Consider the following 24,984-nt stretch of genomic DNA (forward strand, 5'->3'; position numbering starts at 1 on the left):
AGTGTTAATGTTTAGAAAGGCGCTTTTTTTAATGCTTAAAATTTTGGTGACAAGATTTTAACCAATTGATATTATGTGTTTCTCTTTCAATAGCATAATCTAATACTAGATAATGCCCATAATGTTGTTCTTGAGATGCTTCGTTGCTAAATAATGCCGTACGTCTTTCTTTTAAATGTGCTAACTTTAATTCGTGTAAATGAATTTGCTCGTCGAACATTACTGGCAATATAGGATCATTTCTATCATTGATAAAATACAATTTTAAATTGAATTCATTTTTGTGAACTGACAACTCAGGCGTTGGAGAAACTAGCCATTCATTCAGTAGTTGTCGTCCTGTATCAGTAATAGCATATATCTTTTTTTCTAATTTTTCTCCTGTTATTTCAATCGTTTTATCAATTAAAAGACGATCGTGCAATTTTTTTAATTCAGGATAAATTTGACTATGATTTGCTTGCCAAAATTCTCCAATATCACGTTCAAAAGCTTTTTTTATGTCGTAACCAGACATAAGTTCATTTTTCAAAAGGCCTAGTAATACATATTGTAATATGTTTTTTTGTGCCATAACATCCTCCTTGACGTTTTGTCGAATAAAGTATAGCATTTATATGTAATCAAAAACATGTAATTAATTACATGTTTGGAAGGGGCTTTTTATGACTAATAATTTTGAAACATTAGAAGATTTTTTAGGGACGCATCTTATTTATACTTATGATAATGGTTGGGAATATGAGATGTATGTAAAAAATGAGAATACGATTGATTATCGTATACATGGTGGTATGGTAGCTGGTAGATGGGTTAGAGATCAAGAAGCTAATATCGTGAAATTAACTGAGGGTGTTTTTAAAATAACTTGGACTGAACCAACAGGTACAGATGTAGCATTAGATTTTTTACCTAATAATCAGATTATGCACGGTACCATTTTCTTCCCTAAATGGGTTGAAGAGCATCCAGAAATTACAGTGACTTATCAAAATGATCACATTGATTTAATGGAAGCATCTCGTGAAAAATACGATACTTATCCTAAATTAGTCGTACCTGAATTTGCGAAGGTTTCATATATTGGTAACGCAGGACAAAATAATGAAACGGTTGTTAATGTCGCACCATATGAAGGTATGTTAGAAGATATTAGAAGTGGTAAGTTTTTTGATGAAAATTATCAACATACAAAATAGTAATTACGTTAATTAAATAAGTGTATAGTATAAAAACATTAAATACTGATTCTGTCTTTTTAAAGGGAAGAATCAGTATTTTTTATTAAAAAATAAACATTATAACGTTATAATGATTGCGCTTACAAACATTATAATGTTATGATGTTTTGCAAGAGGTGAAATGCATTGAAAAGCACAGGTGTTATTAAAAATATTGAAACTTTAAATAAAAAAAGAATTGATATATTACTTGAAAAGGGGGTTATTAAAGAAATTTCAGACGGAAATACATTACAAGGAAAAGTAATTTTCAATGGTTCAAATTCTTTTGTTTCAACTGGTTGGATTGATTTACATGTTCATGCTTTCTCTGATTTTAGTCCTTATGGAGATGAAATAGATGAAATAGGAATTAAACAAGGGGTTACTACAATCGTAGATGCAGGGAGTTGCGGTGCTGATAGAGTTAGTGAGTTACACGAAAGAGCGAAACAAAGCCTAACTAATGTATATTCATTTTTAAATATATCTAAAATAGGGCTTGAAAGAATAGATGAATTATCAAATATGGGTTGGATAAATCAACAAGCGTGTATTAAAGCTGCTCAACAATTTGAAGATATGATTATAGGATTAAAGGCGCGTATTAGCAGTAGTGTAGTTAAAGATAATGGTGTGGTGCCTTTGGAGAGAGCTATAAAAATTAGTGAGCAATTAAAATTACCAATTATGACTCATATTGGATCCGCACCACCTAAAATACAAGATGTAATTCCGTTACTTAGAAAAGGCGACATTATTACACATTTTTTAAACGGTAAGTCTAATAATCTATTTGATCAAAATGGAGAACCTTTAACAGTTTTAAGAGAAGCAATAAGTCGAGGAGTGAAGTTAGATGTTGGTCATGGTAATGCAAGTTTCTCATTTGAAGTAGCACAACAAGCGCGACGTAACCATATTCAATTTAATAGTATAAGTTCAGATATTTATAAAAAAAATAGAATAGAAGGACCAGTATTCAGCTTATCTAATGTACTTACTAAATTCTTGTACCTCGGTTATACATTAGAAGAAATTATTAGAGGTGTCACAGAAAATCCAGCCCAAATAATAAATAAACCTGATTTAGCAAAATTTAAAGAGGGTATGACAGCTAACTTAACCTTATTTGATGTTATAGATTCACAGCAAAATATTATAGATTCGCATGGACACGAAATTACAATTACAAAAGTAATTAAAGAAAGAGGCGTGGTAACAAATGGAAAATTCATTGAATTATAAATACGGCTTAAAACAAGTTATAAATGCAAGTGGAAGAATGAGTATTTTGGGCGTGTCTTCTCCAACAAACTCTGTAATGGATACTATGAAATTTGGAGGACAAAACTATGTAGAAATTGCAGATTTAGTTGATAAATCTGGCGCTTATATTGCTAATAAAATTAATGCTGAAGATGCTGTCGTCGTAAATTCAGCGTCTAGCGGAATCGCATTATCTATTGCAGGTGTTGTTACTGAAGGAAATGAACGTAAAAGTCAAAAGCTTCACAACGAAAGCATAGATAAAAATGAAATCATATTATTTAAAGGACACAATGTTCAATATGGTGCACCAATCGAGACAATGATTTACTTAGGTGGTGGTCGTGCAGTTGAAGTAGGGTATGCAAACGAAGGCAAAGAAAATCATATACAAGAAGCAATAAATGAAAATACGGCGGCCATTCTATATGTGAAATCGCATCATGCGGTGCAAAAAAATATGGCCTCTGTTGAAGAAATATATCAAGTAGCTCAAAAATATAATATCCCGTTAATTGTAGATGCTGCTGCAGAAGAGGCGCTGACAAAATACATCCAGTGTTCAGATTTAGCCATTTATAGCGGTTCAAAAGCAATTCAAGGTCCAACTACTGGTATAGTCGCTGGTAAAAAATCATTGATTGAATCTGTGAAAACTCAATTACATTTTATAGGACGAAGTATGAAAGTAGGGAAAGAATCAACTTTTGGGTTATTACAAGCATTAGATGAATACTTCGATAAAGTTGATAATTCAGAAGCAGAAAAAAGTGAATTAGAAAAATTATCTCCCATTAACAACTATGAAGGTATTCGATTAGAAATTGTCCAAGATGAAGCAGGAAGAGAAATTTATAGAACACGCGTACATGTAGATTCATCTATTTTAAATATGTCGGCAGAACAATTTGTCGAAAAATTGAAAAATGCTGATGTTGCAATTTATACACGCAATTATGGAGTGAAACAAGGGTTCTTTGATATTGATCCAAGGCCATTAAAACAAGGTGAAATAGAAATTATTTATGAAACAATTGTTCAAATTGTACAGGGGGAAATTTAATGAAAATATATGATAGATTTTATAAAGATAGAGTTGCTTTGAATGTCTTAGCTAAAGGGGAAGAGAATATCAAAGCAGTATACCAAGCAGCTGATAAAAATATCGTTATAGGTGTGTTATCGAAAGATTATGATTGTGTAAATAGTGCGGTAACAGCGATGACACAATTTGGAGAAGAGGTTGACGACGCTATTTCGATTGGCTTAGGTGCTGGTGACAACCGACAAGCTAAAGTAGTAGCTGAAATCGCAAGATACTATCAAGGGGCGCATATTAACCAAGTATTTACTGATGTAGGACAAACAACTGCTAAAAGTGGTGAACAATCTTGGGTCAATGCATTAGTCTCTCCCACAGGCAAAACAGGCTTCGTAAATATTTCTACTGGACCTATTAGTAGTGAAGGAGAAGAGAAAGCAATTATACCTATTGAAGCAGCAATTAATTTAATTAAAGATATGGGAGGATCTTCAATTAAGTTTTTCCCTATGAAGGGATTAGAAACAGTTGAAGAATATAAAGCAGTAGCCGAAGCTTGTGGAAAAGCAGAATTTGGGTTAGAGCCAACGGGTGGCATCACTAAAGATAATTTTGAAGAGATCGTGAAAATTGCTTTAGATTGTAAAGTTCCGAAAATTATACCGCATGTTTATTCATCTATTATTGATAAAGACACAGGTCTTACAAATATAAATGATGTAGAATGGCTTACTTCTAAAATTAAGCAATTAGTGGATTTATATGAATAAGCACATTGCAGCTTATGGGGAAATTATGATGCGGTTAGAAGTACCCGACAATCTTTTATTGAGACAGGCGGAAAATTTAAAATACTCTTTTACTGGGACAGGCGTTAATGTTACTGGATTATTGTCACAATTTGGCTATGACACGAGTCTAATCAGTGCGGTGCCAGAAAATTCAATTGGTACAGCTGCAATTGGTGCGATAAGGAGGTTAGGTATTCACAGTGATTTTATAATTAAAAACAATGATAACTTGGGTATGTATTTCTTAGAGCAAGGTTTTGGTAATCGTCCTAGTAATGTGACATATACAAATAGACAACAAAGTAGTTTTAACACAACAGATATCTCAGAATATGATATTGTTCAATCCATGAAAGGCGTTGATGTGTTGCATATTTGTGGCATATCTTTAGCTATGAATAACCTAACTCAGAACAATGTGCTTACTATTGTTAAAGTGGCAAAAGAGCAAGGTGTTAAAATTGTTTTTGATTGTAATTTTAGGCCTTCTTTATGGGGTGAGAATGGTAACCAGCGTGCAAAACCCTACTATGAAACCATTTTGAGAGAAGCGGATATTGTAATTATGAGTGAAAAAGATGCAATTAACACACTCAATTTAACAACTACTAAGGAAAGTAAAGAAGAACAATTAGAAGAATTATTACTTGTTGTAGGCGAAAAATATAATATAGATATTATTGCTGGTACTATTAGAACGATTCAAGGAAGTAATCAAAACAGCATCAAAGGATATTTATTTAAAAACGGAACAATGTATTATTCGGAAGATATTGAAGTGAATATCTTAGATAGAATTGGTACTGGAGACGCATATACATGTGGCGTAATCCACGGTGAATTATCAAATATGGATCCTCAAGCAATGGTTACATTTTCAACGGCAGCTTGTGTATTGGCACATACAATTTCCGGGGATACACCATTATTTGATACTGATGATATAATAAAAATCATAAATGAAGAAAAAAATGATATTGAGAGGTAATTGATTTATGACGAAATTATCATCAGATAAAGGTCCATTATATTTACAAATAAAAGAAATTATTGAAGACCGTATTATTCATGGTATCTATACTATTGGAAGTTATATACCAACTGAAATTGAATTTGAAGAAGAGTTTAATGTAAGCAAAGTAACAGTTAGAGCGGCCATTAAAGAATTAGTTACACTAGGCTACTTGGAGAGAAAAAGCGGTAAAGGTACAACAGTCATTAACCACAAACAAGTGAGTAATGAAACCAATAATAAAAATTTCACAGAAAAACTTGTAGAACAAGGAAATAAAATTCATAAACTTATAAAAGACATTGTAGTAGAAACGCATGAAAAAAATAGTGAGTTATTTCAAATGTTTGGCGAGAAATCTTATAAAATTACAAGAGTCTATTTATTAAATGATAAACCATACATTCTATTTAATCATTATTTACCATATCCATTGAGTAGTTTAGACGAGTATGGAGAATTAAAGCATAATAATGATCTTTCTATATATAAAATTTTAGAAGATGAGCAAATAGAAATAAAAGATATTGAGGATAACTTCTCTGTAGGCTTAAATGAACAAGCCACAGCGTATTTGAATCTTCAAACCTCAGATCCTTTACTTGTAAGGGAGAGAATATCGTATTCAGTAAATAACCAAATTGTTGAATATAGTATAGGTTATTATAATAGTAAATTGAAAAAATATAGCATCAATTTGAAAGGATAAGGAATCTCTTGTGATTTGTTGGTAGCGCCAACATAGTTGGGGGAAAAAGATGGATTCTAATATATATTTATTAATCATTACGCTACTTTCGATCATTATTGTCATATTAGGCGTTGCATGGTGGAAATGGCATGCATTTATCAGTTTAACAGTGGCAGGTTTATTTTTAGCTATCATGGCAGGTTTATCTCCTGAAAAGATAGTTACAGCATATGAAACAGGCGTAGGGGATGTTTTAGGCCACTTAGTAGGTATCTTAGCGTTAGGAACAATTTTAGGAAAACTAATGTCTGATTCTGGAGCAGGTATGCAAATATCTGATTATCTTGTTAAAGTCTTAGGTTATAAAAAATTACCATGGGCTATGATGCTATCGGGTTTTATTATCGGGATACCTGTATTTTTTGAAGTGGGGATTGTAATTTTATTACCACTGGTGATTTCAATTCATAAAACGACTAAGACGAATATATTACTTATTGCTATACCACTATTAGCGGGATTATCAATTGTGCATGGTATTGTACCACCACACCCTGGTGCTATGACAGCAATTGGTATATATGAAGCAAAATTAGGTAAAGTATTGTTTTATTCGCTGCTTATTGCATTACCTACAGCAATTATTGCAGGACCTATTTTCGGAAAATTTATAAGTAAAAGGGTTATACCAGAAAAAGAACCAAATATTATCAAGGTAAACAATAAAACAAATGGTTTGCCAAGCGTTATGGTTTCATTTTTAGTAATTATTTTACCAGTACTTTTAATGTTGCTATCTATCGTGACACCTTATTTAGGAGATATTCCTAGTATATTAAAAAATACATTGCTATTCATAGGTAATCCAGTAATAGCATTATTAATATCTTGTTTTGCTGCATTCTATTTATTAGGATTCAAACAAGGTATGACGAAAAACATAATTAAAGATTTGGTAGAAGAGTGTATCTTACCGATTGGTTCTATTATTTTAATCATAGGTGCTGGCGGAGGATTTAAACAAATACTTATTGAGACAGGTGTAGGAGATTCAATTGCGCAGATGACAGAAAATCTCTCGCTATCGCCATTACTATTAGCTTTTTTAGTAGCAGGTTTAATACGTGTCGCTACAGGTTCTGCCACTGTTGCTTTAACTACAGCTGCGGGAATAGTTTCACCAATTATCCAACATATGTCTGGGGTGAATTTAGAATTGTTGGTAATAGCTACCGGAGCAGGGTCATTAATGCTCTCTCATGTGAACGATGCCGGATTCTGGATGGTTAAAGAATATTTAGGTTTAAATGTAAAAGAAACTTTTAAAACGTGGACAGTTATGGAAACTTTATTGTCATTTGTGGCATTTGCAATTGCTTTTGTAATAGATAGTATTACTTAGTTGGAAATTGTTTATAACATCAATATAAAAAGCCAGTCACCGGTAAGAGTGGCTGACTTTTTTTATTTACAGTAAAATTAGCACATTATAAAATCGGGATTCAATTTTTAGTTTGTTGAGTTAGATTGACTTTGAATTTTTTCTGAATTAATTTGAACTTTTTCATCTTGATTTGAAACAGATGTCACGCCTTCTTTTTTCCAAACGCTCTCTAGTTCTTCAAGTGTTTTACCTTTGGTTTCAGGAATGAATTTCCAAACGAATAGTCCTGATAAAATACTCATCAGTGCATAAAAACCATAAGTCATGGCGCCGCTAACATCCATCATAGTGGGATAAGTGGAAGTAATCGTAAAGTTAGCTAACCATTGAACTGCCACGGCTATTGCCATAGCACTACTTCTAATTCTATTAGGGAATATTTCTGATAATAATACCCAAATGATAGGTCCCCAACTCATCATAAATGAAGCAGTATAAAGTACTAAAAATATTAAAGTTATAACACCGAATGCACCGTTTGCAGCTAGGACACTCATACCAATCATGCCGATTGCCATGCCAGTTGATCCAATTATTAGTAAAGGTTTCCGTCCAAATTTGTCTACATATAATATAGCAATGATTGTGAAGATTACGTTTACTAAGCCCATGACAACGGTTTGTATCATAGATGTGTTGCTACCTGAACCTAAGTTTTCAAAAATACGAGGTGCGTAATATAAAGCAACATTGATTCCAATAAATTGTTGGAAAACAGATAATAAAATACCTACTATAATAACAGTCTTACCAAAACTGAAAAGTGGCGCTTTCACATCTGTTAACTTATTTTTAGTAGCTAAAATGTCATTTAGCACATTTTGAGCATGATTCTTTGAAGCATAAATTTTATTAAGAACCGAGAGGGCTTCTGTATTTTTATTACTTAATGATAAGAACCTAGGTGTTTCAGGTACTAAAAATAATAAAAAGAAAAATGCTATTGCGGGAATCGCTTCAGTAATAAACATATAACGCCATCCAATATCTTGAATCCAACTTTGGGATTGGCCATATGTAATACCGTAATTTACAAAATATACTACTAACATACCGAATATAATGGCAAATTGATTCCATGAAACGAGTTTACCTCTAATTGACGAAGGGGCTATTTCACTAATGTACATAGGAGAAATTGCAGAAGCTAATCCTACGCCGATACCGCCAATAATACGATACAAATTAAATGCAATGAGTAGGCCAAGGTTAGATCCAGTTGAATCAAAAAATAAAAATTCGGGATAGCCTGACAAAATTGCAGAAACGATAAATAGGATGGCAGCTACTTGTAATGATTTTTTTCTACCTAAGCGACTTGAAAAACTTGAAGACAATAGGCCACCAATAATACAACCGATTAGCGCACTAGAAACTGTGATGCCATGAATGAAACTGCCATAATCTTTCGTCAAATATTGCTGTAGAGATTGTTCAGCTCCAGAAATAACTGCTGTGTCATAGCCGAATAATAAACCACCGAGCGTTGCGATTAAAGCTATTTTAAAAATAAATTTCTTATTATTATAAGTTGACATATATCCATCCCCTTGATAGATCACTTAAATTTATTAAGTTTTTGAGTTACTGTCTGCGTAGCGTCATAAATTGTTTTATATATATTAAATAAGTCTTGATAAGATTTTGTATTTGCTTCAATGGGATATACTTTTTGATGGTATGCTATCCATGCTTCGCTCATGTCATTGAAAGTATTAAACCATTGTTCTCCCATAGCAGCTAACATTGCCGCACCATAAGCTGGACCTTGTTCTTCTGTTCGTGTAGAAATAATTGTATCGAAAATATCTGCTTGAATTTGCAACCATTGATTATTTTTAGCTCCACCACCGATTGATACAATTTCAGTAATGTTAATAGCGTTGTTTTTCATAATTTGAATACTTTCATTAATAGAGTAAGTAATGCCTTCTAGAGCAGCACGTTTCATATCGAGCGGTGTCGTATTTGCATCTAAACCGATGAAACTACCTCGTACTGAAGCATCATTGTGTGGTGTACGTTCACCTAATAAATAAGGTGTGTACATTAATCCATTAGAACCAACTTCTGAGTGAGCAATATCTTTTAAGAAAGTAGTAAAATTTTCATCAGGAGAGATAAGTTGCTTAAGCCATTCCAGGCTATATCCAGCAGATAAAGTCACGCCCATAATGTATTTTTGGTTTGGAACACAATGATTAAAGTAATGTACGCTTCCATCATTTTCATAATCAATACGATTTTCTATAGACAATGCGACGCCTGAAGTTCCGATACTGACAAGTTGCTTTTGTTCGTCGGTAATACCTGAACCTAAAGCACCACAAGCATTATCTGCGCCACCTTGGTACACGTTAATGTTCCAATTAATACCTAAAATATTTTTTACTTTTTCAGTTAATTGGCCACTTTTTTGATGTGAAGCAATGACTTCTGGACAAATGGATGGATCAATGTTTAAACGATGTAATAATTCTGTGGACCAATTTTCATCTTTTACGCTAAACATAATTGTACCTGCAGCATCTGAAGGTTCTGTGTAAACATTACCTGTCAATTTATACACGATGTAGTCTTTAGGAAGCATAAACTTAGCGATATGCTTGTAGTTGTTTTGCTCATTATTCTTTAACCACATAAGCTTAGGTAAGGTGAAGCCTTCTAGGACTGTGTTTTGTGTTAATTCTAATAACGAATTAAGGCTTAGCTTTTGTTTAATGTCTTCAACTTCTTGAGATGTTCTTGTATCATTCCATAAAATGGCTGGTCTAATTGGAGTGCCTTCTTGATCAATGACTACTAGACCGTGCATTTGACCAGAAAAACTGATACCAGTAATATCATTTTGAGTATAATGATTTAGTATATGTTTTAGACTCTCTAACGTTGCTTCATACCAAATTTCAGGATCAATTTCGCTGTATCCTGACTTAGGATGTTCCGTATTATAAGAGACGCTATAAGATTCTACAACGTCACCACTTTTATTTACTACAAGCGTTTTTAAAGCACTCGTGCCAATATCTATACCAATTACATAGGGCATTTTATCAATCCTTATTATTAATATTTAAGATATATTGATTAATTTGTGATTTAATGACTTCTAAATGATCAGAAGTATTATTAATCGTATTAATATTGAAAGCATAATCTTCTAATTCATTAAATGAAGTCTTTCCTTCAACTATTTTTTTACCAATGCCTTCATTAAATGATTTATATTTTTCATCCATAATATTTTCAAAAAAATTATCTTCAATCATCTTATAAGCAACACGTAGACCTAATGCGAAAGTATCCATACCTGCAATGTGAGTTAAAATTAAGTCTTCTTGTTTAAATGATGTTCTTCTAGGTTTAGCATCAAAGTTTAATCCGCCTGGAGCCAACCCACCATTTTTAAGTATTTCGTACATTGCTAACGTAGTATCATATACATCAGTTGGAAATTCATCTGTATCCCATCCTAAAAGGGGATGTCCTTGGTTAGCATCTACTGAACCCAACATATTATTATCACGTGCATATCTTAATTCATGTTGGAATGTATGGCCAGCAAGTGTCGCGTGGTTAGCTTCAATATTAAATTTAAAGTCTTTATCTAAATCATATTTTTGTAAGAAAGCGTGTGTTGTTGCAACATCAGTATCATATTGATGTGTGGTAGGTTCTTTAGGTTTTGGTTCTATTAAAAATTGCCCTGTATAGCCGATTTCATCTGCGTAACTTTTTGCCATTTTAAAGAAGGTAGCTAAGTTATCTAACTCTAATTTCATATTAGTATTTAATAAACTTTCATAGCCTTCACGACCGCCCCAAAAAACAAAGTTTTCGGAACCAAGTTTTTTAGCAATTTCTAATGATTTTTTAACTTTTGCAGCTGCATATGCAAATACTTCAGCATTTGAAGACGTGGCTGCACCATGAACAAAACGCTCGTGAGTAAAGTTGTTGGTTGTATTCCAAAGTAATTTCTTACCGGTTTGATCCATTTTTTCTTTAATAAGTTCTACGATGATATCTAAATTTTCATTAGATTCTTTTAAAGATGCACCTTCTGGAGCAATGTCTACATCGTGAAAACAAAAGTAATCAATACATGTTTTTTCCATAAATTCAAAAATTGCTTCTACTCTTGCTTTTGCTTTTTCTATCTCATCTAATGAATCCCAATCACGTTCTGCAGTACCTACACCGAATGGATCGGAAAGGTCAGCAGTGAATGTGTGCCAATAAGCGACACTAAATCTTAAAAGTTCTGACATGGAGTGATTACCCAATTTTTCTTCGGGATTGTAATACTTAAAACTAAAAGCGTTATTTGACTTAGGACCTTCGTAATTTACTTTATTGATATCAAAATAAGACATAATATTCCTCCTATATTTTAGTTGGTTAATTTAATAAACAAACTAACTTTAGAGGTAATATAGCACATCGTTTATTTTTTGTAAACGCTTTCTAAAAATAAAAAAAGAGTGGGCCAGAAATCAATTTAGCTCGAAAGATTTCATCGATCCACTCAAGTAAGGAACAATAAGCAGTCCGAGACATCTACTTTATGCCTCGGACTGCTGCGATTATTTAATGTTCATTTGAATGTTATTTATATTTAATGTTTTTTGCATTATTGCTAAGGTACCACCCAATAAAGTAGCCTGTTTTACATTAGTGGTCAGATGTATTGGAATTGGACTAGCTTGAGAAAAATGGGAGAATTGTTTTTTAATTTCATCTAAAATATTAGGTAATTCATTAATTAGGGGACAGTTAATGTAAATAGCGTCTGGATTAAATTGTGTGTTCAAATTGTGAATCAGAACTGCTATTTTGTTTATAAAGTGTTCAATTTCCCGAGCAACAATGGAATTCCCCTCATTATAATATTGAATCAGTTCTGTAAATGTAAGTGTAACGCCCAACCTATTATTTATTTTCTGTATTAAAGCATCTTGAGAGCATATATCTTCGATTTTATAATATTTATTGTCATTATCATTTATAGATTCCGAAACCAATGTCTTACCTATCTCCCCAGCCTCTCCGTTTGAGCCACGATAAAGTTTTTTATTTATTATGATGCCAGCGCCTATGCCTTTGTGAATACTTAAAGTAATCAAATTATTTATGTTTGAATTTATATATAAACCTTTTTCATATAGCGCTGATAAATTTGCTTCATTTTCTATAACGACAGGAACATTTGTGAATGACTTTAATTCATCAGTAAATGTGCTGCGTTCATTTTTATGAAAAGGAAGGTTGATAATGTTTTGCTGATCGTCGACGATACCATGTATGGATATAGATATACCAAGCAACCCATGTAACGTATCATATTTTTCTGACACATTTATATTAGATTCTAAAATTTGTAATATACTGCTTACATTCTTATCTTTTAATTCGTAGGAATCTTGCATTAATATAGTGGCATCAAAGTAGTTGTACATTAATTCAACAGAATCATATGTTAAATCCATGGAAATATAGTAACCATATCTTTGGTTGATTTCGAGTAAAATAGGCTTACGTCCACCACTTTTAGTACTATTACCTTCTCCTACTTCATTAACTAAACGCTTATGTTTTAAGTTGTTCAGAATGTTAGAAATAGTAGCTTTATTAAGTTCTAAATTCTTCGATATTTGTGTTCGTGAAATATTACTGTTATTGAATATTTGTTTTAATACACGCTTCTCATTTTCATTTACTATAAAATTATTTTCCATTTATTATTACCTCTTATCTAATTTGGACAGGGGGAAGTTCGGTTAATATTACCAAGTGTAACATAGTGTAATGTGAGTACTAGGTGTTGGCAAACGATATAAGCAACATTATTCTATAAACAATTATATATTATAAAGTGGAAAATATAAATTTAAGTTATAGACGTAGAATATTGAGTGAGCATAGATTGATTAATATACGGCACACTTTAATAATGAAATTAAGTAAGCTTATAAAATTATGATTTCATTTTAATGACGACAATTTAAATGACTAAGCTTAAGTTCAAATTAATTTACCAATTGATTGTTATATAATGAAAACAAATTCCATATAATATGTTTATTGATTTTACAATAATAAAAATTAGCTAATTATAATAACTTCGATTGACAACTGATGTTGAAGAGAGTATGATATGAAAATGTATAAGGGGTGTACTGTTTTGAAGATTTATATATCCCCATAAATTTGAATAGCTATAAACGCCCCGGAATAAGCACTCTAGCATGTTTCGGTTTTTAAAGTTCTAATAGTACACACGGTGTACAATTTAAAAAAGGAAGGTAAGAAAAGATGTTTAATGAATTTAAATTTATTTTTAGAAACAAAATGTTAATAATAGCGCTTATAGCAATTGCAGCTATCCCATTGCTATATGTAGCATTATTTGTAGGTTCAATGTGGAGCCCATATGATAAGACAGATCAATTAAAGATTTCCATTGTTAACCAAGACAAGACTGCAAAATTGAATGATGAAAAAGTTACAATCGGTGATGATGTAGTCGATAAATTAAAAGATAATGATAAATTTGACTTCCAAGAGGTTTCTAAAAAAGAAGCATATGACCAACTTGAAAGAGGGAAAAGCGTTGGTACAATTATTATCCCTAAAGATGCATCAAGTAACGCAACAACATTATTAGATAAAAACCCTAAAAAAATAAATTTAGAAACACAAGTAAATCCAGGATCAAGTTACACTGGTAGTCAATCAGCTCAGAAAGCCATTAATACAGTGACAGACTCAATCAAAGACAATATTCGTTCAAATTATTTAGACCAATTATTTGATAGCGCCAAAAAATCAAAATCTGGTTTCCAAGATACCTCTGAAGCTTTAGGCGAAATGTCAGATGCTGAATCTCAACTTATTGATGGAAATCAACAAGTTACAGATGGTTTGAAACAGTTAGAACCTGCAGTAGGACAGCCTGCACAACAATTGATTTCAGGAAATCAACAAGTTACAGATGGTTTAACTCAATTACAACAAAATAATAATCAATTAAAAGAAAAAATTGACCAATCAGTTTCTCAACAAGACGGTGTCGCATTTGAAGGAGATAATGAAAAAGCTCTAAATAATGTGACGAAAGTGGATGAAAATAACGCTACAGAAGCTGATAAATATGGTGAAACAATTGTCCCATATATGGCAAGTGTTAGTTTATTTGTAGGCGCAGTTTCATTTAGCGCAATTTATCCTTTAAGAAAAGTATTAAGTAAAGAGACAACATCGATTAAACAAGCGTTTGGCAAACTATTATTGTATCTTGCACAAGGTACAATATCATCACTTCTAATGAGTAGTTGGGCGATATTTGCACTGAACATGTCTATCGATAATATCGGTAAATTTATCTTGGTAGGATTATTGTGGGCCATCGCAGCAATTACCATCACAACATTCTTAAGCCTATTGCTAGATAGAATCGGACTCTTTATATCAATGGTCTTACTGATACTGCAGTTAAGTTCAAGTGAAGGGATGTTCCCAATAGAATTATCTGCACAATTCTTCAGATGGATTCACCCATTCTCACCAATGTCATACGCAATACAAGGTTATAGAGAAGCGATCTTTACTCATGCAGGACATTTTAACTTTGGTTTTGTTGTAGCCTTGCTCATAGGTATTATTGTAGTAATGATGATTTTACAATATATAGTCATATTATGGTTTAACAAAAGACAAAGGGTACCATTCTCATTAGAGTTTAAATAAGTGTTATTCGGAGGCGGCTTATTTGGAAAATGTAGATAAGACAATTGAAGAAGCGATTATTAAGTTTCAAATAGTAATGTTGCATTTAAATAAAGAGATTGTAGATATCGTTAAAGAGACCGGGCTAAGTAATTTGCTTTCAAGAGAACAAATTGAGGCAATGAGAATTATAAAAACTGAAGGCAAAGTAACGATTAATGAATTAGCTGGTTTACAAAATATTTTTAAAACGGCCGCATCAAAGCGTATAGCGAAATTAGAAGATATGGGCTATGTGCAACGTGCGTATTCAGATAATAAACGTATCAAACTCATTAAATTGAGTGATGAAGGTGAAGCATTTTTGAAGAAAGCAACAGCTGTTATGACAGAAGCAGTGAAAGATCGCCTTGGAAATAAATTTACAGCCGAAGAAGTTCATCATTTCGTAGATCAACTTACACATATTGATAATGCTTTTAGAGAACACAAATAATTACAAAAAATGACCCGAGACATATATTGATGTTTCGGGCCATTTTTTTATGTAGACATTCTTGTTGAAATAAATTAATACAATGAAATTATTTTAAGCAAGTAGGTTTTGGTCTGGTTCTCTTAATTTTTTAACCTAATACTTATAATAATAAGAAATGCTAATACCTATAAAATATAGACTTAAATATTAGCAATTAGTATAATTAACATTGTAATTAAGTATTTTTTATATTATGTTGGTAAAGATTATTGTTTTAATAAATTTAATTTTATAAATAGGAGGAACATTGTTATGAAAAGAACAACAGAACGTGTGCTAACGTGGATTGGTATTGCGCTACAATTAATTGCTGTAATAATATTGGCTGTTTTAATTCCGATGTTTGGAAATAGTGAGCTTAAAGATACTTTTATCAATCAAATGATGCAAGAAGAAGCTAGTGTTACATATGAAGATGCTAATGCATTCTTTAGTACTCTAAGCGGACTTGTAACTACAGGTTTAGTAATAGGTATTGTAATTTTAATTATTGCATTGATAGCAGCATTCTTAATTGGTAAAAAAGCTAAAGTAGCAGGCATTTTACTAATTATTGCAGGTGTAATTTCTTTATTAGGTAATTGGATTAATGCTGTACTGTGGATTATTGCTGGTATCATGCTATTAGTGAGAAAACCAAAAGCGCCTGTTTATAGTAAAGATAATGATGAGGACGTAAATCCATATATTAAAGATGGTTCACAAGTCAACGAACACAATAATTCGTTTGTTTTATCAGAAGAACAAAAAGAAAATGAAAAAGAAGCTATAAAAGATGAATATACAAAATCAGATGAAGAGAACAAATATAAGTACTAAATAGTAAACGTAATGACATAATTTTAAGCACCAAGTCGCCTTAATGTATGAGGGACTTGGTGTTTTTCATATACAAAAATGACGCGAAATCATTCAGGTTTAATTAAATCTAATATTTGTTGTAAATATTTATATAACTCTTGCTGCTCGATTCTTTCATTCACTTGATTAATAGGATTTTGATTGATAAATTCTTTAGGTGACATGTGCATTATATTTTTAAAATCACGCAAATAAGTATTGTAAGAACGAAATCCATACTCTCTCCAGGTAGATTCCCAATTACCATGTAATAAAAGATCCCTCGATAAACTGTAAATCTTCACTTTTTTTATATACTTTAATAAAGATATATTCATTTTTTTTGAAAATTCACGTGAGAGATAACTACTGTTCACATAAAACTTCTTTGAAATGTAAGATAAAGTTAAAGGTTTTTTATAATTTTTATTGATATACTCGACTACATTTTTAATTAGTTTGTTTGAATATGACATATTCACATACAAATTATCTTTTGAATGATTAAGGTAATTAATAAGTTTTATCACTCCAATATCCGCATTGAAAAAATCTTCCTCTAGAATTGCTTTTAATGTCTCAATATAAGTTTCAGTTATTACTTTTGGAGGTGTATAATTGTCTGAAGCACCTGCTCTGTACACTAATGAAAAACGGTGATAGGTGATGTTGTTTACAGAAATACAAGCAATTGTAGCTTGCCTACTAATTATTAAATTTTCTTCGAAATCATAAACTATAAAAATTTCACCTTGCTGGAAAGTATATGTAGAAGTTAATTTTTGAAAGGAAATTTCACCTACGATGACTAGATATATATTTGCAAAGTTAGGTGTATTTAGATAGTTGAGTTTGTCATGTTGTTTATAAATAACTAGGTTGTAATTCACTATAATTCCTCCGACCTTTCTATAGTGAAATATAATTCTTAAATTAATTTCAGCTGCAAAAGTATATATTATATTAAAAATATTACAACTAATTTATATTACGGTCAATTATTAAAGTATAGTTAAATAAAAATAACTTAATAATATAAAAATATTCGATTTAGTCGGCGGTTTAACATGATTTTTAAATATTTTTTGCATAGAAATACCATTATTTTACTCTGGTTTTTGATTTGAATCCTAGCATAGAAGTTTTTGGATACGCATGCGCAACTCATTGAGGGATTAGGTGATATAAATAACCTATAGATTATCTAGATGTATATTAATTATTAAAAATCTTTTTCTATAGTCATTTGCTGGTGTTGTTTTTGAAGGATTAAATAAAACTTATTGAACAAACTAAATTGTTTTATTGAGGAAGATGTTTAAAAGGTGTAAATTAATATTATAAGGATGCTATTTGATTTATTATCTATATTTAAAATTTATTTTTTAAAATATCAAATAAAGAGGTGAAGTAAATGTTAATAATGGTTGCAGTTCTTACACCAATATTACTTGTTGGCTTTATCGTGATGTCGATTTTAGAAGAAAAGAAAAACAATAAGAAAAAAGGAAAGAAAAAGTAAGTTTATTACTATAAATTAATAAGCAAAATTTAATTTGCTAATATCGAGACATGTTGTTTAACGTGAAACATAACTTAACAGTCTTGTGAGTATGCTCAGTTCTTGCTTTGTATAAAAGAATTTGCAATGGTTAGGTCATATGCAAATAGCTTTAACGTGACCTCTGAGTGATTGATTTTCAAGGGGGGTACTTATGTAAATTTCTCATTATTTCATAAGTACAAAAGTAAGTGGAATTAGGCAAAGGGGGCAAAACTAAAATGCATGAAATGTTAATTGTTTTAGAGACTGTATTATTGCCTATTTTTATTATGATTGTAATAGGGTATGTACTGCAGAAAAAATTCACATTAGATTTAAAAACATTGGCAAAGTTAAACATATACATATTTGTACCTGGATTCATATTTGTAAAATTTTACAAGACGAATTTTGAAATCAAGCTATTATTGTATATCGTATTATTCTTTATTATATACATAATTATCCTGTATGGTATTGGTAAGTTATTGGCCTATTTTGGTACAAAGGATAAAGGTGAAGCAACAACATTAACGAATAGCGTATTATTTTTTAATTCTGGTAATTACGGCGTTCCGGTAAATGATTTAGTATTTAAAGGAGATCCTTTGGCGATGTCTGTTCAAGTCATCGTGCTTTCCTTACAAAATATATTTACTTTTTCATATGGTATATTTTCAATACAAGCTGTGCACATTGGGAAACTTAAAGCGATATTAGGTTACTTTAAGATGCCTGTTTTATACGCTTTAATATTTGCGATTGTTTTGAATTATGGTAATGTCCCTATACCTAAGTTTATATGGACACCGGCAAACTATATTGCAGATGCAATGATAGCAATTGCCTTATTATTATTAGGTGCCCAAATTGCTAATATTAAATTTAGCTTTAAGTGGTCAAGTTCATATGTGTTTATATTTGTGAGGCTGATTGTTGGTCCGGTGATAGCCCTTGGTATTATCAAACTGATGGGACTTGAAGGTATCATAGCACAAGCGTTATTTATTACTTCAGCTATGCCTACATCCGTGAATAGTTCAGTTATTGCCCAGGAATATGATAATCATCCAGAACTTGCGGCTGAATTAGTCTTTTTATCAACATTACTGAGTGCGATAACTGTAGTCATCGTCATTTATATGTCGAAACTATTATTCTAACTTCAGAGTCATTGTCATATCATATGATTGGAAATTTGAAAGTTATTTCAATATGATACAGTTGTTGAATATTTAAAATCTAACAAAAGGAATCGATGATATTGAATGAAGCAGTGTTAGGTATAGATGTAGGAACAAGTTCAGTTAAAGTTATAGCCGTGAGTAAAGAAGGAGAAGTTTTAGCTAAGGTTAGCGAAGAGCTTGATATGATACAACTTCAATCTGGATATAATGAGCAACAACCAGATGAATGGTTTGAGGCAACAAAAGTATGTATTAGACAAATATTAAGTAACAACGCGTTAAATGATATCTATATTCGTGCCTTATCGTTATCTGGTCAAATGCATAGTTTAGTGGCATTAGATAGCAATAATAAACCGATTCGAAATGCAATATTATGGAATGATACTCGATCAACACATCAGTGCGCAACAATTGAACAACAATTTGGTAATTATGTGTTATCCAATCCGGTGTTAGAAGGTTTTACACTGACGAAATTGCTATGGATAAAAGATCATGAGCCTAAGAATTGGAACAAGATAGCATCATTCTTATTACCTAAAGATTATGTGCGTTTTAAGCTTACTGGTAAAATAAATATGGAATATTCAGATGCTTCGAGCACACTATTAATGGATCCAAAACAGAAAAATTGGTCGAAGGCCATTGGCTCACAATTTGGTATTCATAATATTTATCCCCCACTCGTATCATCCGGAGATTTTATTGGATATGTAGAAAGTAGCCTAGCTAAATTATTAGGTTTAAAAGATGATGTGGCTGTTTTTGCTGGTGGTGGTGATAATGCATGCGGTGCACTTGGTGCGGGTGTTATCAAATCCAGTGATACATTATGCAGTATTGGGACTTCTGGTACGTTATTAACTTGTGAAGAAGGAGAAGGAAAGACGTATCGGCATAATTTGCACTATTTCAATCATGTTGTTGAGGATAAATCCTATGTAATGGGCGTGACGCTTGCTGCTGGAGATAGTTTGAATTGGTTGAAAAAGTATATGTTTCCTGACTTAACTTTTAATCAAATTTTAAGTTTAGCAAGTGAATCTACAATTGGCAGTGAAGGGTTGTTATTTGCACCATATCTTTCGGGTGAGCGTACACCACATGGCGATTCGAAAATTAGAGGCAGCTTTATCGGGTTAAGTACTTTACATACAAATGCAGATATAGCTAGATCAGTAATTGAAGGTATTACTTATTCATTGTATGAAACATTGGTATATTTACGTGAAAAAGAGAAGGACATAACGCATATTACATCAATCGGTGGTGGTGCGAAAAATGATTTTTGGTTACAATTACAGGCTGATATATTTAATGCGAAAGTCAGTAAATTGAAATATGAAGAAGGGCCTTGCATGGGTGCTGCAATGCTAGCTATTGTCGGTTTGGGTTGGTATGAAAACATAGAAGATGTAGTTAATCAATTTATTGTCTATGATAGAACTTTTCTGCCAAATAAAGCTCATCATGAACGCTATATTAAATATTTTGAAATATATCAAGAAGTCTATCGTCAGACCCGGCCTATAACGGCACGTTTGTTAGAGTTGTCTTTATAAGTGAGAAAACACATAATCATGTTATCTATTATTAGAAACATGTGCTACTAATGTTAAAGTGATACTTGAAAAGTAAATCATTATAAGTTAGATTGTAAGTAATCGCTAAAAGATGTGAATGAACATTTATTTTGAAAATTTAATAGATAGAAACCACTGGAAGTGCCTTTGATAAAGGCTGAGACTGAAGTAATGACTGAGGGATTCCTAGAACCTGATCCAGTTCGCACTGGCGTAGGAAAGTGGCGTTTTCTATGATAGAAGCAATCATATAACGTTATTTTTCCGCCAGGGAAAATAACGTTTTTTTATTTGGGGTGAATATATTGTTTATTGCTATTACACCATATCAAGATTTGTCTAAATCACATATTAAGCATTACTGTGAAATCGAAAGTGTTATTGATTACTTATTAATAAGAGTGCCAACGAATACTGAAGAAGTCATTCAGTGGGTTAATGAATTACTAAAAAATGAGTTTCCTAAGGATAAGATTATTGTTCATAGTGATATTAATGTAATCCTAAAATGTGACTTGTCGGCAATTCATTTTAGGGAAAACGACCCCTGTGTTGAGGAAGTACAAGCTAATTATCCCAATATACAAGTGAGTATGTCTACGCATCATAAAGATGCTATTGCTAACGCTAAATATTTGGGGCTAGATTTTGTGTTGTTTGGACACGTATTTGAGACACCTTCTAAACCTCAGCAAACACCTAGAGTAAAGTCTGAGATTGAAGCAGCTCTACAAATTGATATTCCGATTATTGCAATTGGAGGTATAAATCAACATACTTTATCTTCTTTACCTAATGAATTTTCAGGCATAGCCGGGATTTCTATTTTTAATCAATACTCGAAACAAAAACTCAAGCATATGAAGGAAGTGTGGGATGGGCATGTATGATGTCATTATTATTGGATCAGGAGTCATGGGCATGTCAATTGCACGTGGGTTAAGTCAAACTTTTGCGAATATAGCTGTGATAGATAGAGATGAAGCAGGCAAGCATGCATCTTATAAAGCGGGTGGGATGTTAGGCGCGCAAAATGAATTTACCGAAAACAGTGCTTTGTTTAGTTTGGCAACAACTTCTCAAAGGATGTTCGAACCGCTAAGAGACAGTTTGTTTGAAGAGGTTGGTGTGGATATTGAGTATTTAAATAGCGGATTAATAAAATTGGCTACGGATCATTATGATAATAAAAAGATTGAACAACAATATCAATTTTTAAGACAACATTTTACATCTGTAGAACGTCTTAGCCCGACTGATGTTCAGCACCTGTCCAACGAGGCCATTACTTCAAAACATACAAATGGTATCTATATGCCTGAAGATAATCAAATTAATGCAAACCGCTATACCAAAGCGTTGTTAAAGTCACTTTCACATCGACATATAGATAGGATATACCAAACAACTGTGACCAATATTGAATCCGAAAAAAGTGGCTACCGCGTGGAGACACAAAGTGGAACCTATTATACTGAAAAGTTAATTGTCACGGGTGGTGCTTGGACAAGCAAACTTTTACGGCAATATTTACCTTGTGAAGCGGTAAGTGGTGTGAAAGGGGAAGTACTATTGATAGAACAACCCGATTTGAATTTGGATGTTACCATGTTCCTGACAAATGGTTGTTACGTCGTCCCTAAATTAAAGAATAGATATTTAGTCGGTGCAACAAGTTACTTTGATGACTACTCAGTTGGGGTGTCTAATTCAGGAAAAGCTTGGCTTAAGTCACAGGCTTTGCACTATATACCTGATTTAAAAAATGGAAAAATCATAAATCAATGGTCAGGTATACGGCCTTATTGTCAAAATGAACAGCCTATTATGGATGAAGTAGATAAAGACTTATTTGTGATTGCTGGCCATTATCGCAATGGAATTTTACTTTCGCCTTTAATAGGTGAGTTGATGAGTCAATGGATTATCAGCGGGCATAGGCCAAAACAATTGTACGATTTTCAGATTAGGAGAGGTGAACGAAATGAAATGTAAGATTAATGGTGATGTATTTAACTTTGAACAACCAATTAATATACAAGAAATAATTCAATCATTAGGACTGGATGAAACACGGATTATTGTAGAGCATAATGAAACATTAATTAAGCGAGAACAATTTACATCTCGAATAGTCAATGATGAAGATAACTTAGAATTATTAGAATTTGTAGGAGGCGGTTAATATGTTTAAAATAGGCAACTTTACATTAAATTCAAGATTATTATTAGGTACAGGAAAATTTGATAATGAGGAGATACAAACTAAGGCTATTGAAGCGTCAGAAACAGAAGTATTAACTTTTGCAGTGAGACGCATGAATTTATATGACAAAGATTTACCAAATCCATTAGCAAAAGTTGATTTATCGAAATTCATCACATTTCCTAATACTGCAGGGGCTAAGACAGCTAAAGAAGCAATCCGTATAGCAGAAATTGCTAACCACGCAGGTGTTTGCGACATGATTAAGGTAGAAGTCATTGGTGATGACGAAACATTACTTCCAGACCCACTAGAAACATATGAAGCATGTAAAGTGTTATTAGACAAAGGTTATACGGTTTGTCCGTATATATCTAATGATGTTGTGTTAGCGAAACGCTTAGAAGAGTTAGGTGTTCATGCAATTATGCCACTTGCCTCACCTATTGGTACGGGGAGAGGAATCAATAACCCATTAAATTTGCGCTATATTATTGAACGCGTTAATGTACCAGTAATCGTAGACGCAGGTATTGGTTCACCTAAAGATGCTTGTCATGCGATGGAATTAGGTGCTGATGGTATTTTACTTAATACAGGAATATCAAGTGCAGCAAATCCTGTGAAAATGGCAGAAGCAATGAATAAAGGGATTAATGCAGGAAGATTGAGTTATGAAGCAGGAAGAATACCTGTGAAGTATACAGCACAAGCATCGAGCCCAACTGAAGGTATTGGGTTCTTATGATAGAACGATACAATCGACAAGTAAGGTATCATCAGTTTGGTGAGCAAGGTCAAAGTCAACTTCAAAAAACACACGTCATGATTATGGGTGTAGGTGCACTGGGTAGTCACAGTGCAGAAATGTTAGTAAGGATGGGGGTAGGCTCACTTACTGTAATCGATATGGATATTGTTGAATTGTCCAACATACATAGACAGGCATTATATGATGAGTTGGATGCGGAACAGATGTTACCTAAAGTTGAAGCATTAAAGCATAAGTTGAATCAAATCAATAGTAACGTACAAGTGACAGCAATAGATTGTGAAATAACAAATTTAAATATTGAAAATCTATTAACGACATATCATCCGGATATTGTTATAGATGGTATGGACCATTTTAAAATCAGATATTTAATCAATGAATCTTGTAACAAGCAAAATATACCTTGGATTTATGGTGCTGCAGTTGGTAGTAAAGGTACTGTTTATGGTATCGATGATCAAGGTCCATGCTTGAAATGTCTACTTGAAACAATGCCAAGTACTGGTGAAAGTTGTGCAATAAATGGTGTGCTACCACCAGTGATTTATCAAGTAGCTAGTATGCAAGTTTCCGAGCTAATGAGATGGGTCTCTAACGAAGCATTTTCAAAAAAACTTATAACTATGGATTGCTTTAATATGCAATATAAGTCTATGGACATTAGTGCTTTAAAACAAAGTGATTGTAATGTTTGTGAGAAACATGATTATGCATTATTAAATGATAAATATGATACCAAGATAGAGAAGCAATGCGGAGACATGTTTTTGTTACGCTTTAATGCCGACATGTTTAACCATACTGATTATTTACCTATGACCGTAAAAAAAACTAATGACTTTGTGAAACTATTGTCATATGGGCCTCATGAAATCACCCTGTTTAAAGACGGAAGAATGAATGTCTATGGTGTTGAAAATGAGGAGACAGCCGAGAAAATTTATAGAGAAATTGTAAAGAGTTTGAGTTGAATATAAAATAATTTAAAACACTGATTAGACAATAGGATGATTAACTATTGTTTAGCAGTGTTTTCTATGTTTTTATGTTATTAATTCAGATATTTTGAAAAAGCAATTAAAGTTCATAAAAACTTCGAAATGATTTTACGA

General features: G+C 32.3%; 23 protein-coding genes and 1 riboswitch. Of the genes, 17 read left to right on the forward strand and 6 right to left on the reverse strand.

Going from position 1 to position 24,984, the window contains the following annotated elements:
• Window positions 1–28: 28 nt before the first annotated feature.
• A complete protein-coding gene (locus LG295_RS01075) occupies window positions 29–574 on the reverse strand; it encodes a PadR family transcriptional regulator (RefSeq protein WP_107531178.1) in 546 nt (181 codons plus the stop codon).
• Between the two features lie 91 nt (window positions 575–665).
• Between LG295_RS01075 and LG295_RS01080 the strand changes: the two genes are divergently transcribed.
• The 7 genes from LG295_RS01080 to LG295_RS01110 all read left to right on the forward strand — a co-directional run bounded on the left by LG295_RS01080 (window position 666) and on the right by LG295_RS01110 (window position 7,427).
• Entirely contained in the window at window positions 666–1,199 is a 534-nt protein-coding gene (locus LG295_RS01080; protein WP_107557559.1) for a phenolic acid decarboxylase, read from the forward strand.
• A 168-nt stretch (window positions 1,200–1,367) separates the two neighbouring features.
• Complete coding sequence (locus tag LG295_RS01085) at window positions 1,368–2,468, forward strand: amidohydrolase/deacetylase family metallohydrolase (protein ID WP_107557560.1); 1,101 nt, start codon at window positions 1,368–1,370, stop codon at window positions 2,466–2,468.
• On the forward strand, window positions 2,446–3,552 hold the full coding sequence (locus LG295_RS01090) for a DgaE family pyridoxal phosphate-dependent ammonia lyase (protein ID WP_404476171.1): 1,107 nt from the start codon (window positions 2,446–2,448) through the stop codon (window positions 3,550–3,552). The genes LG295_RS01085 and LG295_RS01090 overlap by 23 nt, the downstream gene beginning before the upstream one ends.
• On the forward strand, window positions 3,552–4,301 hold the full coding sequence (locus LG295_RS01095; RefSeq protein WP_107557562.1) for a 2-dehydro-3-deoxy-phosphogluconate aldolase: 750 nt from the start codon (window positions 3,552–3,554) through the stop codon (window positions 4,299–4,301). The genes LG295_RS01090 and LG295_RS01095 overlap by 1 nt, the downstream gene beginning before the upstream one ends.
• A complete protein-coding gene (locus tag LG295_RS01100; RefSeq protein WP_318832530.1) occupies window positions 4,294–5,310 on the forward strand; it encodes a sugar kinase in 1,017 nt (338 codons plus the stop codon). The genes LG295_RS01095 and LG295_RS01100 overlap by 8 nt, the downstream gene beginning before the upstream one ends.
• Before the next feature lie 7 nt (window positions 5,311–5,317).
• A complete protein-coding gene (locus LG295_RS01105) occupies window positions 5,318–6,043 on the forward strand; it encodes a GntR family transcriptional regulator (RefSeq protein ID WP_107531172.1) in 726 nt (241 codons plus the stop codon).
• Window positions 6,044–6,092: 49 nt separating this feature from the next.
• Window positions 6,093–7,427 (forward strand): gluconate:H+ symporter, encoded by a 1,335-nt coding sequence (locus tag LG295_RS01110; RefSeq protein WP_107557563.1) that lies wholly within the window; start codon window positions 6,093–6,095, stop codon window positions 7,425–7,427.
• A 107-nt stretch (window positions 7,428–7,534) separates the two neighbouring features.
• Here LG295_RS01110 and xylE read toward each other — a convergent pair whose 3' ends face one another.
• From xylE to LG295_RS01130, 4 genes are all read right to left on the reverse strand, one after another.
• Window positions 7,535–9,007, reverse strand: a complete 1,473-nt coding sequence (gene xylE / locus LG295_RS01115; protein ID WP_107557564.1) for a D-xylose transporter XylE — start codon at window positions 9,005–9,007, stop codon at window positions 7,535–7,537.
• Between the two features lie 20 nt (window positions 9,008–9,027).
• Window positions 9,028–10,518 (reverse strand): xylulokinase, encoded by a 1,491-nt coding sequence (xylB, locus tag LG295_RS01120; protein WP_318832531.1) that lies wholly within the window; start codon window positions 10,516–10,518, stop codon window positions 9,028–9,030.
• A gap of 4 nt (window positions 10,519–10,522) precedes the next feature.
• On the reverse strand, window positions 10,523–11,845 hold the full coding sequence (gene xylA, locus LG295_RS01125) for a xylose isomerase (RefSeq protein WP_318832532.1): 1,323 nt from the start codon (window positions 11,843–11,845) through the stop codon (window positions 10,523–10,525).
• A 210-nt stretch (window positions 11,846–12,055) separates the two neighbouring features.
• Window positions 12,056–13,207 carry an ROK family protein gene (locus tag LG295_RS01130; protein WP_107557567.1) on the reverse strand — a complete coding sequence of 384 codons (1,152 nt, stop codon included), beginning with the start codon at window positions 13,205–13,207 and terminating at the stop codon, window positions 12,056–12,058.
• A gap of 577 nt (window positions 13,208–13,784) precedes the next feature.
• Between LG295_RS01130 and LG295_RS01135 the strand changes: the two genes are divergently transcribed.
• The 3 genes from LG295_RS01135 to LG295_RS01145 all read left to right on the forward strand — a co-directional run bounded on the left by LG295_RS01135 (window position 13,785) and on the right by LG295_RS01145 (window position 16,554).
• Window positions 13,785–15,218, forward strand: a complete 1,434-nt coding sequence (locus LG295_RS01135; RefSeq protein WP_107557568.1) for a YhgE/Pip family protein — start codon at window positions 13,785–13,787, stop codon at window positions 15,216–15,218.
• A gap of 22 nt (window positions 15,219–15,240) precedes the next feature.
• Window positions 15,241–15,693, forward strand: coding sequence for a MarR family winged helix-turn-helix transcriptional regulator (locus LG295_RS01140; RefSeq protein ID WP_107531936.1), 453 nt, complete (start codon window positions 15,241–15,243; stop codon window positions 15,691–15,693).
• 294 nt (window positions 15,694–15,987) lie between these two features.
• Entirely contained in the window at window positions 15,988–16,554 is a 567-nt protein-coding gene (locus tag LG295_RS01145) for a DUF4064 domain-containing protein (protein WP_107557569.1), read from the forward strand.
• 89 nt (window positions 16,555–16,643) lie between these two features.
• On the opposite strand, the gene LG295_RS01150 is transcribed toward LG295_RS01145, so the two are convergent.
• Entirely contained in the window at window positions 16,644–17,465 is an 822-nt protein-coding gene (locus LG295_RS01150) for a helix-turn-helix domain-containing protein (protein ID WP_107557570.1), read from the reverse strand.
• 892 nt (window positions 17,466–18,357) lie between these two features.
• Between LG295_RS01150 and LG295_RS01155 the strand changes: the two genes are divergently transcribed.
• The 7 genes from LG295_RS01155 (at window position 18,358) to LG295_RS01185 (ending at window position 24,843) form a co-directional block, all read left to right on the forward strand.
• Window positions 18,358–19,281: an AEC family transporter gene (locus tag LG295_RS01155; protein ID WP_404476176.1), complete on the forward strand. Its 924-nt coding sequence runs from the start codon at window positions 18,358–18,360 to the stop codon at window positions 19,279–19,281.
• A gap of 101 nt (window positions 19,282–19,382) precedes the next feature.
• Entirely contained in the window at window positions 19,383–20,870 is a 1,488-nt protein-coding gene (xylB, locus tag LG295_RS01160) for a xylulokinase (RefSeq protein WP_107557571.1), read from the forward strand.
• Window positions 20,871–21,018: 148 nt separating this feature from the next.
• Window positions 21,019–21,128, forward strand: a riboswitch (TPP riboswitch).
• A gap of 59 nt (window positions 21,129–21,187) precedes the next feature.
• Window positions 21,188–21,781, forward strand: a complete 594-nt coding sequence (locus LG295_RS01165) for a thiamine phosphate synthase (RefSeq protein WP_241961565.1) — start codon at window positions 21,188–21,190, stop codon at window positions 21,779–21,781.
• The gene (locus LG295_RS01170; RefSeq protein WP_107557596.1) at window positions 21,774–22,886 is read left to right on the forward strand and encodes an FAD-binding oxidoreductase; all 1,113 of its coding nucleotides are present in this window, start codon (window positions 21,774–21,776) and stop codon (window positions 22,884–22,886) included. The genes LG295_RS01165 and LG295_RS01170 overlap by 8 nt, the downstream gene beginning before the upstream one ends.
• On the forward strand, window positions 22,876–23,076 hold the full coding sequence (gene thiS, locus LG295_RS01175) for a sulfur carrier protein ThiS (protein ID WP_011304055.1): 201 nt from the start codon (window positions 22,876–22,878) through the stop codon (window positions 23,074–23,076). Before LG295_RS01170 ends, thiS begins: the two co-directional genes overlap by 11 nt.
• Before the next feature lies 1 nt (window position 23,077).
• A complete protein-coding gene (locus LG295_RS01180) occupies window positions 23,078–23,845 on the forward strand; it encodes a thiazole synthase (protein WP_107557572.1) in 768 nt (255 codons plus the stop codon).
• Window positions 23,845–24,843, forward strand: a complete 999-nt coding sequence (locus tag LG295_RS01185) for a ThiF family adenylyltransferase (protein WP_199186482.1) — start codon at window positions 23,845–23,847, stop codon at window positions 24,841–24,843. Before LG295_RS01180 ends, LG295_RS01185 begins: the two co-directional genes overlap by 1 nt.
• The last annotated feature ends 141 nt before the right edge of the window (window positions 24,844–24,984 follow it).

Source organism: Staphylococcus pseudoxylosus (assembly GCF_044794325.1).
Classification (GTDB): domain Bacteria; phylum Bacillota; class Bacilli; order Staphylococcales; family Staphylococcaceae; genus Staphylococcus; species Staphylococcus pseudoxylosus.